The following is a 13,665-nucleotide window of genomic DNA, read 5'->3' as shown; positions in this document are numbered from 1 at the left end:
ATCACGATGCCTCCCTGGGGAGGGGCGGCTCCATGCGCAATACGGTGACCTCCCCCTCCGGGTAGGCGGCGGCCGTCCGCACGATCTCGTCACGGGACGCCATCGCCGAGGTGCAGGCGAAGCCGTACGCGGCCCGCACGCGCTCGCCCGCGGCATCCAGAGCATCCCCGGCGCGCGCGACGAAGTCGGCGACGCCGTAGCGGGAGCCGGAGGCGAGGTAGTCGTAAATCACGAGACTGGGCGAGTAGTGCGAGGACTCGGCACCGTCGGGCCAGCGGACGGCGAAGCGCATCTCAGGCATGTGCGAGCTCCCGCCATCCGTCGACGTGGGCGCCGTCGAGGGCCGCGACCGGGCCGTACACGTCGGCACGACGATCGCGCAGGTGGAACATCCCCCCGCGCATCGCGCGGAAGGTCTCGGCGACGTCGATCTCGGCGATCGCGAGGCCCGTTCCGAGTAGCGTCGTGGCGAGGATGTTGCCGCCGGGGTCGACGACCTTCGCGTTGCCGACGTAGCGCAGTGACCCGAAGGTGCCCGACTGGTTGGATGCCATCCAGAACACCTGGTTGTCGAGGGCCCGTGCGATGTCGAACTGGTTGAACCGGTACGTCCACCGGTCGTCCTGCAGGTTCTCGGCTGTGGCGGTGCGGGCGGCGGGCCACGCCGACATGCTCACGACGATCTCGGCGCCGTCGAGGGCGAGCATGCGCGCCGCCTCGGGGAACGCCTTGTCGTAGCAGATCTGCATGCCGACCCGTCCGACCGGGGTGTCGAACGCCCGGTAGGTGTCGCCGGCCGAGTACGACATGTTCTCGCCCAACGGCTGATGCACCTTGCGGTACGACCCGTAGATGTTCCGCCCGTCCAGGCAGACCGCGGCGTTGTACCGCGTCTCCCCGTCGTCGGCGAGCTCGCAGAACCCGATGGTGAGCACCATGTCGCCCGCGAGTTCCTGCACCCGGGCGAGCTCGGGGCCGTCGAGGCGGATCGCCGGCGGCATCGAGCGCGTCGTCGTCTTGATGGTGTCGCCGTGGTTGCCGAGCGACGAGAGGTAGCCGCCGAGGGCGGCCTCGGGGAACGCCATGAACGACACCCCCTCGGCCCGCGCCTGACCGATGAGGTCGGCGACGAGGGCGTAGTTCTGCTCCAGATCCCGGGTGAAGTTCGCCGAGACGGAGGCGACGGTGATCGACATGACGGGCCTTACAGGTTGTAGGTCGAGTTGATGATCGCGCCCTTGCGCGCGTAGTAGATCAACGCGTCCTGCACGTCGAGCGGGTGCGCGGGGATGACGCCCTCGATGAGGTCTTCTTCCCGGATGCCGTGCAGCGCCAGACCGAAACGGCAGCAGTAGACCGTGCCGCCCTCTTTGATGAACGTCTCGAGCGAGTTGTTCATGTTGAGCTCGCCCGGGAAGCCCGCGTCTCCCGTGGTCGGGAAGCCGCGGTTGGCGGCAGCGGCGAGCGTGCCCGGTCCGTAGAGGTAGATGGCTGATTCGAAGCCCTTGCGCAGGGCCCGCGTGGCCTGGAGGATCGCGACGAAGCTGACCGACGACTCGTGCGGGATGCCGTGGATGAGCGTGAAGTAGGTCTCGCCGTCCTCGGCCTGGAAGTCGGGGAAGAGCTTGGTCGAGCCGTAGATGTTGCTGCCCTTGGGGAGCGAGGGGTGCGGGATCTCGCCGAGGGACGTGGCGATGTTCTCCGCGATCTGGGCGTCGAGGTCGGTGGTCATGTTCGTGTCCTTCGCGTCGGGTGGAGCCGGGGATGGAGCGAATGTCTGATTACCAGGCTCGCGTGCAGGCGTTTCGGATTGGTTTCGACCGGAATGAGGTTGCGTTACGCCTTGCCGAGCCCGGTGGCGCCGGCGTCGACGGCGGGGGTCTCGACGCCGTCGGGCCAGCGCAGGACGACCCCCGAGCCCGTCGTGAGCTCGCCGATGGTCGCCGAGCTCGCGAGCGGCGAGGTCAGGGGCGTGGCTCCGGCGGTCACCATGCCGAAGCCGGGGAAGCAGGTCAGCCAGTCGCCGAACGCGACGCCCTCCGGGGAGGGGATCGCGGCGACATCGATACGGGCGCCCGCGCCCGACGACTCGGCGAGCATCGCGGCGGTGCCGACGATGCCGGCCATGCTCACGTCCTTCGCCGCTGCGGGGCGCTGCTCGGGCACCAGTCCGGCGAGGTGGCGCAGCTCGGCGCCGCCGCGTGTCGACGTCGAATCCCACTGTCGGCCCTCGAACCCGCGCCGCCATCCCCCGTGCAGGTCGACGGCGAGCCCGAGCGTCTGCCCCGATCGACCACCGCCGCCGGCCACCGGGTGGTCGGTGCGCCCGAGGGCGGTCACCGCGAGGGAGGACGCACCACCCCACTGCGTGTGGCCTCCGAGGACGGGAACGCCCCACGCCACGGCCGCGCTGCGCAACCCCGAGACGATCCGACGCACGGTCGACGCCGTCGGCGCCGACACGGCATCCATGATCCCGACGGCGCGCGCGCCCATCGCGGACAGGTCGTTGACGTTCACGAGCACGCCGCACCATCCGGCCCACTCCGGGTCTTTGTCGATGAGGGCGGGCAGGATCGCGTCGGTCGCGACGACGACGTCGGTCCCCGGGACGAGCGCGCCATCGTCGCCGACCCAGCCGGGGCCGCCGAGTCCCTCGGGGTGGTCGTCACGGATGCCCGACAGCACGTCGCCCAGCGGTTCCTTCGTCGCTGCGACGAGGGCGGCGAACCGGTCGACGGGCCACCGCATCCGCACGTGCGGTGCGCCGGCCACGGTCGCCCGACCCCACCGCTCCCATCCCAGGTGACGGAACAGCGGTTCGTTGCGCTCCTGGACGGTGGCCTCGAACCGCACCACACCTCGCTGGACGGCCTCGCGGCACGCGGCGCGCACGAGGGCGGAGCCGATTCCGCCGGCGTTGCGGGCGTCGCGGCGCACCGCGAGTCGACTGCCCGTCCACCATCCGATGTCGCGAGGTGTCGCCGGCGCCAGCCGGACGCCACCCAGAACGTCACCGGCGGCCGTCGCCGCGACCAGCACGACGGTGCGCGGGTCATCGTCGATGTCGTCGTGGTCGCGGCCCGCGAACAAGCCCTGCTCGCGCACGAACACGTCGCGGCGGATCCCCCGGTACGCCTCGATCCGCGCCGGGTCGGCGACGTGGATCTCCCACGCGAGCGGCTCCGTCCGCGGGCGCACACCGGTCAGCACCGGGAGATCGAACATCACGCGCCCGCCGTCTTGAGGATGCTGCACGCGCCGCACGCGGCGCATCCCGCGCGTTGGTCCTCGCCGCGCATGCCCGCCGCGTGCAGCAGGCCGGCGACGCGCGAGGTGATGTCGTCGACGACCGCGCGGTGCGGCGCCGTCACCTTGTCGACGTCGGTGGCAAGCGTGCCCTTCAGCGGCCGGAACGGCACGACGAAGGGGTAGACCCCCATCTCGATGAGCTCTCGCGCCCCCTCGACCGCCTCGTCGGGGTCTTCCCCCATCCCGACGATGAGGTAGGTCGACACCTGGTTCCAGCCGAAGACCCGCACCGCTTCACGCCAGGCGGCGCGGTACTCGTCCATGCTCACGCGGGACTTCCCCGGCATCCATCTGCGCCGCACCTCGTCGTCCATCGACTCGACATGGATGCCGATGGAGCGGGCGCCCGCGTCGTACAGATCGGTGATGGCCTGCAGATCGGCGGGGGGCTCGCACTGCACCTGGATCTCGAGTTGCGGCACCGCCGCCTTCACCGCGCGGACGCACCGGGCGAGGTGCTTGGCTCCGCGGTCCCACCCGTTCGAGGTGCCGGTCGTCATGACCATGTGCGTCACACCGTCCAGCCGCACCGCGGCATCCGCCACCTCGGCGAGCATGGCGGGCGTCTTCACCGCGATGGTCATGCCGGCATCGAGCGACGCCTCGATCGCGCAGAACCGGCAGCGCTCGCTCTCGTCGTAGCGCACGCAGGTCTGCACGACCGTCGTGGCCAGCACGTTCTTGCCGTGCAGCTTGGCGATCTGGTCGTAGGCCACTCCCTCGTCGGTCTGAAGGTCGTAGAAGCGGGGGCGCACGACGGGGGCGACGTCGAAGCCGAGGTCGGCCCCGTCGCGCGTGAGGCGACCCGCGGCGGTGACGACGTAGGGACTGTTCGGGTTGAGGGGGATCGCCGCCCCCTCCCCGTCGACGACGAAATGACCGTCGTCGCTGGGACCCGCCCCACCCGTGCGCCGCACGGGAGCGTCGCTGCGGACGCCGAGGAGGGCTAGGCTGACACGGGTCGACACCCGGTCACGGTCCACCGGTGCAAGCGCTGAGACGTTGTCCATGCAGACCAGTAGAACCACGGGGTGTTTCCACACGACGACGACCGGATAGCAGTCGTGTTTCGCCTCCCTCACCGTGTTGGCGCGTCACTGTTCTCGAGGTCCCTGAGCCCGTCGGAGGGACCGGACCCGCGCCGCCCCCGGCGAATTCAGCCACCTCCCCCCGAGGTCCCCGAGCCTGTCGAAGGGACCGGACCCGGTCAGAACAGCGACCCGAGCGCCAACCCCGCCGCCGCGGCGACGACCGACCCCGCGAACGACACCGCCGCGTAGCTCGTCGCCGCGGCCGTCCGCCCCTCCTCGGCGAGCAGTGCCGTGGTCACCGCGACCGCGCTGAAGGTCGTGTACCCGCCGAGCAGGCCGGTGCCGACGATCCATCGCCAGGCCTCGTCGGCGGGGAGCATGCTCAGGATGCCGAGCACGAAGGCGCCCGAGATGTTGACGGCGAGGATCCCCCACGGGAACCGTTCGCCGGTCGCGCGCCGCACCGCGGTGTCGAGCAGGAACCGCAGCGCCGCACCGACTCCCCCGGCGACGGCCACGCCGACGAAGACGAGGGGAGTCATCGCTGCCGCCGCCCGCCGCGTCCGAGCAGCAGTCCGCCCCACGCCGCCCCCGTGCCGAGCACGACCGAGGCGATGCCCCACCAGAGCAGCCCCGGATCCGCCGCCTCGACGGCGAGGGCGCTGTAGGTCGTGAACCCGCCGAGCACGCCGGTCCCCAGAAACAGCTGCACTCGCTGCACGCGCGAGGATGCCGGCATCCGGGATCGCCACCCGAACAGCACGCCGATGGCGAACGCCCCCACGATGTTGATGAGCGGCACGAGCGACGGCCCCAGGTCGTCGCCGAGCGCAAGCGTGAGGGCCGCGCGCAGGGCGGTGCCGATCGCGCCACCGGCCGCGACGAGCATCGCGTCGCGCCACATGTTCACCGCGCCACCCTACGCCGCGCTCGGCCTGCCGTGCGCTGAGCTCGCGGGGCCGGTCGCGACGTCAGCGGTGCGTTCCCCCTCGTCCCGAACCCCGGGGCGCCGGCCGACCCCGTGACTATCGCGGAGGTCATGCACCCCTACGAACCACAGCCCCCGCCCGCCAACAGCGGATGGCCCGACCGCGCCGCTGACGCGCTCACTCCCCCAGGATCAAGCGCCGGATCGCGGCGTCCTTCGATCCGCCGAGCTCCATCGTGCGGCCCTTCCGGTAGAGCGCGAACACGCGCGGGTCGATGTAGCTCGCGCGGGCGACGGCGGGGGTGTTGCCGAGCGCCTCGGCGGTGGCGCGGACGGCGGCGACCTCGGCCTTCTTCCGCTCGTTCTTGCCTCCGGTCGCGCCGACCTGGGCGAGTGATTCGGCGGCGAGGATCGTCCCTCGGAGCGTCCGGAAGTCCTTCGCGCTGAACGGCCCGCCCGTGAGCGACCGCACGTAGGCGTTGACGTCGCCCGGCGTCAGGGGCACGCGGCGGCGACCCCGCTTGTAGCTCAGCAGCGCGGCACGCGAGCGCCCGAGGGCGAGCTCCTCGACGATGGATGCCAACTCCGCGTCGCGCAGGGACAGTTCGGCGCGTTTGCCGCTCTTGGCCGGGAACGACAGGCGCACGAGGTCACCCTCGACGATCGCATCACGCCGCTGCAGTGTCGTGAGCCCGCGGCTGCCGTTGGTGACGAAGTAGCGCGCGTTGCCCACGCGAGGGGCCACGAGGTCGAGGAATCGGAACGACACCGCCAGCACGCGCTCGCGGTCGGCCTCAGCGCGGCGCAACGACTGCGTGACCCGTGCGCGGGCCCGCGGCAGCGCCTCGGCCAGCTGCAGCGCGCGGGCGAACTTGCCCTTGTCCTGCCGCTTCGACCAGTCGGCGTGGTAGGTGTACTGCCGCCGGCCCGCCTCGTCGGTGCCGACCGCCTGGATGTGCGCGTTCGCCGTCGTGGCGATCCACACCTCGCGCCATGCCGGTGGGATGACGAGCCCGCGCGCCCGCTCGGCGTCGCGCTCGGGCACGGCCGCGCCCGTGTGATCGACGTAACGGAAGCCCGAGCCCGACCGCACCCGGCGGAAGCCCGGGTCCTCGTACGGCCGCACGCGGATGAGGCGAGCCATCGCGTCAGTGGTTTCGGAGCATCTCGATCAGCTCCGCCTTCTTCTTGCCCGAGTATCCGGTGATGCCGAGTTCTTTCGCGCGCTTCTTGAGTTCTTCGACGGTGCGGTCGTCGTAGTCCTCGGCGTGTCCGCCCTTCTCACCGATCTTGCCGCGGCCCTGCGCGGCGGCGGCGTTCGAGATCCGGGCGGCCTTCTCCTTCGAATCGCCCTGCTTGCGCAGCTCCTCGTAGAGTTCCGGGTCCTTCAGACTGCCCGATCCACGTCCCTGGGGCATGACCGTCTCCTTCCGTCGGGATCACGACGCTACGGGCCGCGACGGCCGGGCGCGCGCGGGGTTGACAGGGCGCCGGGTCGATGGAGAGAGGCCATGGCCCGGGATCTCCGCACACTCGACCGGGACACAGCCACCTCACACCTTCGACGGGTTGACGCACTCGCGATATATCGCGACACTTGTCACAACGCGATATATCGCGAGTGAGGAGCCCCAGCCATGGAAAAGTGGATCATCCACCCCGGAGAGACGCGCGTCATCGACCTCGATGCCGTCCGCGAGCTCAAGATCGGCCTCGTCGGCGGACAGGTCGACGTCATCGCCCACGACGATCCCGACACGCGCATCGAGGTGCACGGCGTCACGGTCAAAGACCTGCGTATCGAGGTCGTCGACGGCCGCCTCGAGATCGACCACCCGCAGCTGCGCTGGGACAACTTCCTCGAGGTGTTCCGCAACTTCGGCGCCGGCGGCCCCAAGGCCGAGGTCAGCGTCGCCGTCCCCCGCACTGTCGCCCTGACCCTCGGCGTCGTCAGCGCGAGCGCGCTCGTCGCCGGCCTCCGCACCGACGTGCGCCTGAACACCGTCTCGGGCGACATCATGGTCGACGGCCTCGTCGGCGACGTGGACCTCAATGCCGTCTCGGGCGACGTGCAGGTGCGCGAGCTCGACGGCGCCCTGAGCGCCAACAGCGTCTCGGGCGACGTCGCGGCGACCGGCCGCATCACCAAGGCGTCGATCGACACGGTGTCGGGCGCGATGCTCGTCGACTCCAGCGGCACCACGCAGTCGATCAGCCTCAACTCCGTCAGCGGCACGGCCACCGTCCGCCTCGACCGCTCGCTCCCGGCCAACTACGTCTCGCGCTCGGTCAGCGGCCGCGTGCAGATCGACGGTCAGGTGCGCTCGGGCAAGGGCCCCACCAACTACACCGGCTCGACCGGAGCCCTGGCGGGATCCTTCGTCGACGTGCGCGCCAACACCGTCTCGGGAGAGATCACGGTGCTGCGCCGCGGCATCTCGGGCCTCCGCCCGGAGGAACTCGCCGGAGAGGAGGAGTGGTGATGAGCCCCGTCTTCTCGCACGGCGACCTGCGCCTGTACATCCTCAGCCTGCTCGACGAGGCACCGCGGCACGGTTACGACCTGATGCAGGCGCTCACCGAACGCACCGGCGGCACGTACTCGCCCTCGGCCGGCACCATCTACCCCCGTCTCTCCAAGCTCGAAGAGGAGGGGCTGGTCACCAAGACCGTCGACGGCCGCAAGACCGTGTACGAGATCACGGATGCCGGACGTGCCGAGGTCTCCGATCGCACCGGCGATCTGGAGGGCATCCAAGCGGGGCTCGCCGACAGTGTCCGCCTGATCGCCGACGAGGTACGGGGCAGCGTCCGAGATGCCATGCGGAGCCTGCGCGCCGACCTGGCCGCCGCCTCCCGCGAGGAGCGAGAGCAGGCGCACGCGACTCCGGCCGACGATGCGCGATCCCGCAGCCGCGAGCAGCTCTCCCGCGCCGACGCGGCCATCAACGAGTTCCGTGGGCGCGTGCGCAGCGAACTCCGTGCTCACGTCACCCGGGGCGGCGAGCTCGCGGCATCCGGAGTCGACGAGATCGAGGCGGCGCTGCGTCAGGCGTCCGAGACGGTCACCCGCGCGATGCGCGGCTGACGCGTCACTCCCACGGGAGCTGATCGTCGGCGCCGACCGGGTCGTCCTGCGGGACGACGAGCACCGGTCGGCGCTGGCGGTGGCTCAGCCGGGCGGCGACGGATCCGGTGAGGAACTCGCGCAGCGACTCGCCCAGCCCGCGCTTGCGCGTGCCAACGACCAGCACCGACGCATGGATCTCGTCGGCGAGCCGGATCAGCGCGAGCGCCGGATCGCCGATCTCCTGCCGGACGCTCCACGCGACGGCGTCGTCCCCGAGCGCCTCGGCAGTGGCTCGCCGCACGTCGTCGAGAGCAGCCTTGGATGCCGCTCCGGCGACGTCGCCGCCCGCGGAGTGCACGTAGCCGTCGGGGTCTTCGAAGGCGACGAATCGGGTGGTGTCGACGTGCACGACGACGAGATCGACGTGCGCGAGCGCCGCCTGCCGAGCGGCTTCCCGCACGACCCGCGACGACTGCCCGGGAACGACGCCGGCGATCACCGGTCCCGCGGGGGCGTGATGGGGCTGGTCGGTCATGGGTGCTCCTCTCGCCGGCCGGGCCGGGCGGACGCCGCCCGACGGCTCAGCCGGAATGCGCCGTGATATCCTGGGTGTTACTCTTACCGGCTCGGTCCGGAACCGCAATACGCAGGGCACAGCGCGGCCCTGCACGTCGATCGTGAGGGGGTCTCGCATGGGGCGTGGCCGTCAGAAAGCGAAGCACACCAAGATCGCCCGTGAGCTGAAGTACGACACCTATTCGGTGAACTACTCGGCTCTCGAGCGCGAACTGGGTGCCCCCGCTCCGGGTGAAGACGCGTACGTCGACAAGTGGGCCGACCAGTACAACGACGAATACGAAGACAAGAAGGCCTGACGCCTTCCGCTCTTCTTCGGTATCGGAGAACGCCCACTTCGTCGAACGACCGTCGATTCTGAACGCGACGCGAGGTCGTATCGTCGCCGTTCCGTCGATCGATGGACCGTCCGATGGTGGGCGGTCTTCGTCGCGCCATGACGCACGGCGCCCGGTTCACGCGGCGCACGGCGCACGGTTCACGCCGGTGACCACCGTGCGGGCGGCGCGAGATCAGATCGCGCGATGCGTTCCGTCTCGAGCAGTGAGCGCGCACGAGCGTGCGATCCCGGCCGTCACCAAGACGTGCCGGTGCGCCTCTCCCAGGCCTCCTCGACCGTCTCCCGCCGGGCCATGACGATCGCCGCGGGGACGACGAGCAGCAACGCCCCGCCGAGCACGACGAGCCCGGCCGTCCAGCCACCGGTCACCTCGTGCGTCACCCCGATCGCGAGGGGCATGAGAGCCGCGAATCCGTATCCCGTGCTCTGCACGAACGCGCTGACCGCGACGGCGGTCTCGTGCGAACGCGTGCGCAGACCGAACAGCACGAGGGCCAGCGGGAACATCAGGGGCGGGATGCCGACGAGGACCACCCACAGCGCGGTCGCCGTCGCGGGTGCCACGACGAGACCGACGATCCCCGTCAGCCCTCCGAGGATGGCCACGGCGTAGAACGGCGTCGTCCGGCCCAGCCGCGCCACGAGCACCGGCACGAGCAGCGACACCGGGAGCCCCATGAAGGCGAAGAGGGCGAGCAGACCGCCCGCCTCGGCGGCATCCACTCCGGCGTCGTCGATCAGGATCAGCGGAAGCCACGCGAACATCCCGTACGCGACGGCGGAGTTCACGCCGAAGGTGATCACGAGCGCCCAGGTCTGCGGCACCCGCACGATGCGCGAGAGCACCGACGACCCGGGCTCGGCGACCATGTCGGAACGCGAGGCACGGGCGCGCAGGCTCATCGCGACCCACGGCACCACCGCGGCCACCGCCACGGCCGCCCACGTCACGAACGATCCCCGCCAGCCGACCGCCTCGGCGAGGGGGACGGCCACCAGCGGGGGCGTGAACGTCGCCACGGCCATCGTGGTCGAGTACACGGTGGTCATGAGCCCGATGCGCTCGGGGAAGTACTTCTTCACCACGGTGGGCAGCAGCACGTTGGCCACCCCGACCGCGGCGAAGACGCCGGCCGTCGCCGCCAGCAGCGTCCACGCGTCGACGACGGCCGCGCGCAGCCCCAGCATCACGGCGCCGACGATCGCGGCGACGAGCACCGTGCGCTCCAACCCGAGACGTCGCTCGATCGCCGGCGTCACCATGCCCGACAGCGCGAACGCGACAGGGGGTGCCATGCCGATGAGCCCGACGACCGCCGCGGGCACCTCGAAGTCGCGGCCGATCACCGTCAGCAGGGGTGAGAGCGACGCCACCGCGATGCGCAGCGTCAGCGCGAGCAGCACGACGGCGGCCGCGGCGAGCGCGACATGCCCCGCCGCGCGGCGGGTCAAGACTCCTGGCTGCCCTCGACCCAGGCGAGGTACTCCTCCGACACGGTCCCCGTGACGTACCGGCCGTCGAAGCAGCTCATGTCGAGGTCGACCAGGTCGGTGCCCTCCATGATCGCCGCCTTGAGGTCGTCGACCTCCTGGTAGACCAGGTAGTCGCACCCGAGCTCCGCCGCGATCTCGGGGATCGTGCGATCGTGCGCGACGAGCTCGTGACGCGAGGGCATGTTGATGCCGTACACGTGCGGGTACCGCACCGGCGGCGCGGCCGACGCGAACGTCACGCTGAGCGCCCCGGCATCCCGTGCCATCTGGATGATCTCGCGGCTCGTGGTGCCACGGACGATGGAGTCGTCGACCAGCAGCACGTTCTTGCCCTGGAACTCGGTCGACATCGCGTTGAGCTTCTGGCGCACGCTCTTCTTGCGCACCGCCTGCCCGGGCATGATGAAGGTGCGGCCGACGTAGCGGTTCTTGTAGAAGCCCTCGCGGTACTCAATGCCGAGTTTGCGGGCCACCTGCATCGCAGCCGGGCGCGCGGAGTCGGGGATCGGCATGACCACGTCGATGGACCCCGCGGGGGTGTACTTCGCGACCGTGTCGGCGAGACGCTCGCCCATGCGCAGACGCGTCTCGTACACCGAGACACCGTTCATCACGGAGTCGGGGCGGGCCAGGTAGACGTACTCGAACGAGCAGGGCGCCAGGGTCGCGTTCGGCGCGCACTGCTGGGCGTGCAGCGTGCCGTCGAGGGCGACGAACACCGCCTCGCCGGGCTCGATGTCGCGGACGACCTCGAATCCGGCGTTCTCGAGCACGAGCGACTCGGATGCCACGATGAACTCCTCGCGCGGCTCGCCGCCCGGCACCTCGGCGGCGGGACGCTTACCGAGGATGAGGGGACGGATGCCGAACGGGTCGCGGAAGGCGAGCAGTCCGTACCCGGCGATGAGGGCGATGGAGGCGTAGGAGCCCTCGACGCGCTCGTGCACGCGGGCGACCGCGCGGAACACCTGCGCCGGGTCGAGATCGGGTCCGGTGATCTCGGACTGGAGCTCGGAACCCAGGATGTTCACGAGCAGCTCGGTGTCGCTGCTGGTGTTCAGGTGACGGCGGTCTTTGCTGAACAGTTCGCGGGTGAGCTCCCGCGTGTTCGTCAGGTTGCCGTTGTGCACCAGCACGATGCCGTACGGGGCATTGACGTAGAAGGGCTGCGCCTCTTCTTCGTTCGACGCGGTGCCCTTGGTGGCGTAGCGCACATGGCCGAGGCCGATGTCGCCGAGGAGGGCCCGCATGTCGCGCGTGCGGAACGCCTCGCGCACCTGGCCGCGGGCCTTGTGGATGTGGAAGACCCCGCTGGCCTCAGCGGTGGCCATGCCCGTGGAGTCCTGCCCGCGATGCTGGAGCAGGAGGAGCGCGTCGTAGATCTCCTGGTTGACCGGGCCCTGCCCGGCCATGCCGACGATGCCGCACATGAAGGGTTACTTCGCTCCGTTCGCCGGGTGCCCGGCATCCGCGTACGAGCCGACCAGGCGCACCGCGCCTCCGTCGACGCCCTTGGCGCCCTGTTCGAACTCGCCCTCGGGGCGGGCATCGTCGCGGACGATGCCGACCTGCCACGTGGCGATACCCTCCGCCGTGAGCGCCGCGGTCGCGGCATCCGCGATCTCGGGTGCGACGACGGCGAGGAAGCCGATGCCGAGGTTCCAGGTGCCCTCGGTCGCGGTCAGCTCGAGCCCGCCGATGTCGGCGAGCACGCGGAACACCGGTGACGGGCTCCACGTCGAGCGGTCGACGTCGACCCACGTGTCCTGCGGCAGAACGCGCGCGAGGTTGGCCGCGATGCCGCCCCCGGTGACGTGGCTGAGCGAATGGATGCCGGAACCCACCGCGCCGTCGTCGAGCAGGCGCAGCAGCGGCGAGGTGTACAGGCGCGTGGGTTCGAGGAGCGCTTCGCCCCATGTGCCCCCGAGATCGGCCGACGCCGCGCCGTACGCGATACCCGCACCGGTGATGATGTGGCGCACGAGCGAGTAGCCGTTGGAGTGCAGGCCGCTGGAGGCGAGGGCGAGCACGACGTCGCCGCCGCGCACGCGGTCGGCGCCGAGGATGCGGTCGGCCTCGACGACACCCGTCGCCGCCCCCGCGACGTCGTAGTCGTCGACGCCCAGGAGGCCGGGGTGCTCGGCGGTCTCGCCGCCGACCAGGGCGGTGCCGGTCATCGAGCAGCCGCGCGCGATCCCCGCGACGATGTCGGCGATGCGTTGCGGCACGACCTTGCCGCACGCGATGTAGTCGGTCATGAAGAGCGGGCGGGCGCCGACCACGACGATGTCGTCGACGACCATGCCGACGAGGTCTTCGCCGATGGTGTCGTGCTTGTCGATGGCCTGAGCGATGGCGACCTTCGTGCCCACACCGTCGGTGCTCGTCGCGAGCAACGGCTTGGCGTAGTCGCGCAACGCCGAGGCGTCGAAGAGGCCGGCGAAGCCACCGACGCCGCCGAGCACTTCGGGGCCGTGGGTGCGACGGACGGCCGACTTCATCAATTCGACGGCGAGGTCTCCGGCGGCAGTGTCGACGCCGGCGGCGGAATAGGGGTTTTCGTGGGGAGCGGGAGCCACCGCAACAGACTACCCGCGCTCGCCACGCCCGCGCGTCGCGCACGGCGCCGGGGGCCGGGGTCGGGCCCGGCGACCGGCGGCCGTGCGGCGCGGGAGGAGATCCGGCGACGGGAGGACGAATCGGGGCCCCGGCATCCTCCCCTCACGGAATCTCCTCCCTCCAGGGTCGGGCCCGGCGACCGGCGGCCGTACGTCGCGGGAGGAGAATCGGCGACGGGAGGACGAATCGGGGCCCCAGCATCCTCCCCTCACGGAATCTCCTCCGCCCCCCGGGGTCGCAGACGGGGGCGGCGCCGCGCGCGATTCTCAGGGGCGCTGCTGCGTACACGTCCCGA

The 13,665-nt window shown here is 71.0% G+C and carries 16 protein-coding genes; 3 read left to right on the top strand and 13 right to left on the bottom strand.

Annotated features, from left to right (window positions below; all coding sequences use genetic code 11):
* Nucleotide 1 precedes the first annotated feature (1 nt).
* From QRO03_RS16115 to QRO03_RS16075, 9 genes are all read right to left on the bottom strand, one after another.
* Nucleotides 2–301 (bottom strand): MSMEG_0570 family nitrogen starvation response protein, encoded by a 300-nt coding sequence (locus QRO03_RS16115; protein WP_285138508.1) that lies wholly within the window; start codon nucleotides 299–301, stop codon nucleotides 2–4.
* Entirely contained in the window at nucleotides 294–1,196 is a 903-nt protein-coding gene (locus QRO03_RS16110) for a carbon-nitrogen hydrolase family protein (protein ID WP_285138507.1), read from the bottom strand. Before QRO03_RS16110 ends, QRO03_RS16115 begins: the two co-directional genes overlap by 8 nt.
* A gap of 8 nt (nucleotides 1,197–1,204) precedes the next feature.
* Nucleotides 1,205–1,732 carry an MSMEG_0572/Sll0783 family nitrogen starvation response protein gene (locus tag QRO03_RS16105; protein WP_285138506.1) on the bottom strand — a complete coding sequence of 176 codons (528 nt, stop codon included), beginning with the start codon at nucleotides 1,730–1,732 and terminating at the stop codon, nucleotides 1,205–1,207.
* A gap of 104 nt (nucleotides 1,733–1,836) precedes the next feature.
* Nucleotides 1,837–3,228 (bottom strand): MSMEG_0567/sll0787 family protein, encoded by a 1,392-nt coding sequence (locus QRO03_RS16100; RefSeq protein WP_285138555.1) that lies wholly within the window; start codon nucleotides 3,226–3,228, stop codon nucleotides 1,837–1,839.
* On the bottom strand, nucleotides 3,228–4,322 hold the full coding sequence (locus QRO03_RS16095; RefSeq protein WP_285138505.1) for an MSMEG_0568 family radical SAM protein: 1,095 nt from the start codon (nucleotides 4,320–4,322) through the stop codon (nucleotides 3,228–3,230). The genes QRO03_RS16100 and QRO03_RS16095 overlap by 1 nt, the downstream gene beginning before the upstream one ends.
* Nucleotides 4,323–4,519: 197 nt before the next feature.
* Nucleotides 4,520–4,885: a fluoride efflux transporter FluC gene (locus QRO03_RS16090; protein ID WP_285138504.1), complete on the bottom strand. Its 366-nt coding sequence runs from the start codon at nucleotides 4,883–4,885 to the stop codon at nucleotides 4,520–4,522.
* The gene (locus tag QRO03_RS16085; RefSeq protein WP_285138554.1) at nucleotides 4,882–5,247 is read right to left on the bottom strand and encodes a fluoride efflux transporter FluC; all 366 of its coding nucleotides are present in this window, start codon (nucleotides 5,245–5,247) and stop codon (nucleotides 4,882–4,884) included. Before QRO03_RS16085 ends, QRO03_RS16090 begins: the two co-directional genes overlap by 4 nt.
* Nucleotides 5,248–5,449: 202 nt before the next feature.
* The gene (locus QRO03_RS16080) at nucleotides 5,450–6,415 is read right to left on the bottom strand and encodes a DNA topoisomerase IB (RefSeq protein ID WP_285138503.1); all 966 of its coding nucleotides are present in this window, start codon (nucleotides 6,413–6,415) and stop codon (nucleotides 5,450–5,452) included.
* Between the two features lie 4 nt (nucleotides 6,416–6,419).
* Nucleotides 6,420–6,689, bottom strand: a complete 270-nt coding sequence (locus QRO03_RS16075) for a DUF7218 family protein (RefSeq protein ID WP_285138502.1) — start codon at nucleotides 6,687–6,689, stop codon at nucleotides 6,420–6,422.
* A gap of 219 nt (nucleotides 6,690–6,908) precedes the next feature.
* On the opposite strand from QRO03_RS16075, the gene QRO03_RS16070 reads away from it, so the two are divergent.
* Both QRO03_RS16070 and QRO03_RS16065 read left to right on the top strand, forming a co-directional pair.
* Nucleotides 6,909–7,754, top strand: coding sequence for a DUF4097 family beta strand repeat-containing protein (locus QRO03_RS16070; protein WP_285138501.1), 846 nt, complete (start codon nucleotides 6,909–6,911; stop codon nucleotides 7,752–7,754).
* Nucleotides 7,754–8,359, top strand: a complete 606-nt coding sequence (locus QRO03_RS16065) for a PadR family transcriptional regulator (RefSeq protein WP_285138500.1) — start codon at nucleotides 7,754–7,756, stop codon at nucleotides 8,357–8,359. The genes QRO03_RS16070 and QRO03_RS16065 overlap by 1 nt, the downstream gene beginning before the upstream one ends.
* 4 nt (nucleotides 8,360–8,363) lie before the next feature.
* Here QRO03_RS16065 and QRO03_RS16060 read toward each other — a convergent pair whose 3' ends face one another.
* Nucleotides 8,364–8,876, bottom strand: coding sequence for a universal stress protein (locus QRO03_RS16060; protein ID WP_285138499.1), 513 nt, complete (start codon nucleotides 8,874–8,876; stop codon nucleotides 8,364–8,366).
* A gap of 157 nt (nucleotides 8,877–9,033) precedes the next feature.
* Between QRO03_RS16060 and QRO03_RS16055 the strand changes: the two genes are divergently transcribed.
* Entirely contained in the window at nucleotides 9,034–9,216 is a 183-nt protein-coding gene (locus QRO03_RS16055) for a DUF3073 domain-containing protein (RefSeq protein ID WP_055959610.1), read from the top strand.
* 275 nt (nucleotides 9,217–9,491) lie between these two features.
* On the opposite strand, the gene QRO03_RS16050 is transcribed toward QRO03_RS16055, so the two are convergent.
* From QRO03_RS16050 to purM, 3 genes are read right to left on the bottom strand one after another with little or no spacing between them, the layout of a single operon-like run.
* A complete protein-coding gene (locus tag QRO03_RS16050) occupies nucleotides 9,492–10,709 on the bottom strand; it encodes an MFS transporter (RefSeq protein WP_285138498.1) in 1,218 nt (405 codons plus the stop codon).
* Nucleotides 10,706–12,181 carry an amidophosphoribosyltransferase gene (gene purF, locus QRO03_RS16045; RefSeq protein WP_285138496.1) on the bottom strand — a complete coding sequence of 492 codons (1,476 nt, stop codon included), beginning with the start codon at nucleotides 12,179–12,181 and terminating at the stop codon, nucleotides 10,706–10,708. The genes QRO03_RS16050 and purF overlap by 4 nt, the downstream gene beginning before the upstream one ends.
* Nucleotides 12,182–12,187: 6 nt before the next feature.
* Nucleotides 12,188–13,330 (bottom strand): phosphoribosylformylglycinamidine cyclo-ligase, encoded by a 1,143-nt coding sequence (gene purM, locus QRO03_RS16040; RefSeq protein WP_285138495.1) that lies wholly within the window; start codon nucleotides 13,328–13,330, stop codon nucleotides 12,188–12,190.
* Nucleotides 13,331–13,665: the final 335 nt, after the last annotated feature.

Source organism: Microbacterium sp. lyk4-40-TSB-66 (assembly GCF_030209475.1).
Taxonomy (GTDB): domain Bacteria; phylum Actinomycetota; class Actinomycetes; order Actinomycetales; family Microbacteriaceae; genus Microbacterium.
Note: the sequence above shows the minus strand (reverse complement) of the source record. Positions and strands in the feature narration are given on the sequence as shown.

Excerpts from the sequence above, each read along its gene's own strand:
- QRO03_RS16090 (WP_285138504.1), bottom strand. The coding sequence starts at position 4,885 with ATGACTCCCCTCGTCTTCGTCGGCGTGGCCGTCGCCGGGGGAGTCGGT.
- QRO03_RS16060 (WP_285138499.1), bottom strand. The coding sequence starts at position 8,876 with ATGACCGACCAGCCCCATCACGCCCCCGCGGGACCGGTGATCGCCGGC.
- QRO03_RS16055 (WP_055959610.1), top strand. The coding sequence starts at position 9,034 with ATGGGGCGTGGCCGTCAGAAAGCGAAGCACACCAAGATCGCCCGTGAG.
- QRO03_RS16100 (WP_285138555.1), bottom strand. The coding sequence starts at position 3,228 with ATGTTCGATCTCCCGGTGCTGACCGGTGTGCGCCCGCGGACGGAGCCG.
- purF (WP_285138496.1), bottom strand. The coding sequence starts at position 12,181 with ATGTGCGGCATCGTCGGCATGGCCGGGCAGGGCCCGGTCAACCAGGAG.
- QRO03_RS16110 (WP_285138507.1), bottom strand. The coding sequence starts at position 1,196 with ATGTCGATCACCGTCGCCTCCGTCTCGGCGAACTTCACCCGGGATCTG.
- QRO03_RS16075 (WP_285138502.1), bottom strand. The coding sequence starts at position 6,689 with ATGCCCCAGGGACGTGGATCGGGCAGTCTGAAGGACCCGGAACTCTAC.
- QRO03_RS16095 (WP_285138505.1), bottom strand. The coding sequence starts at position 4,322 with ATGGACAACGTCTCAGCGCTTGCACCGGTGGACCGTGACCGGGTGTCG.
- QRO03_RS16070 (WP_285138501.1), top strand. The coding sequence starts at position 6,909 with ATGGAAAAGTGGATCATCCACCCCGGAGAGACGCGCGTCATCGACCTC.
- QRO03_RS16065 (WP_285138500.1), top strand. The coding sequence starts at position 7,754 with ATGAGCCCCGTCTTCTCGCACGGCGACCTGCGCCTGTACATCCTCAGC.
- QRO03_RS16080 (WP_285138503.1), bottom strand. The coding sequence starts at position 6,415 with ATGGCTCGCCTCATCCGCGTGCGGCCGTACGAGGACCCGGGCTTCCGC.
- QRO03_RS16105 (WP_285138506.1), bottom strand. The coding sequence starts at position 1,732 with ATGACCACCGACCTCGACGCCCAGATCGCGGAGAACATCGCCACGTCC.
- QRO03_RS16115 (WP_285138508.1), bottom strand. The coding sequence starts at position 301 with ATGCCTGAGATGCGCTTCGCCGTCCGCTGGCCCGACGGTGCCGAGTCC.
- QRO03_RS16085 (WP_285138554.1), bottom strand. The coding sequence starts at position 5,247 with ATGTGGCGCGACGCGATGCTCGTCGCGGCCGGTGGCGCGATCGGCACC.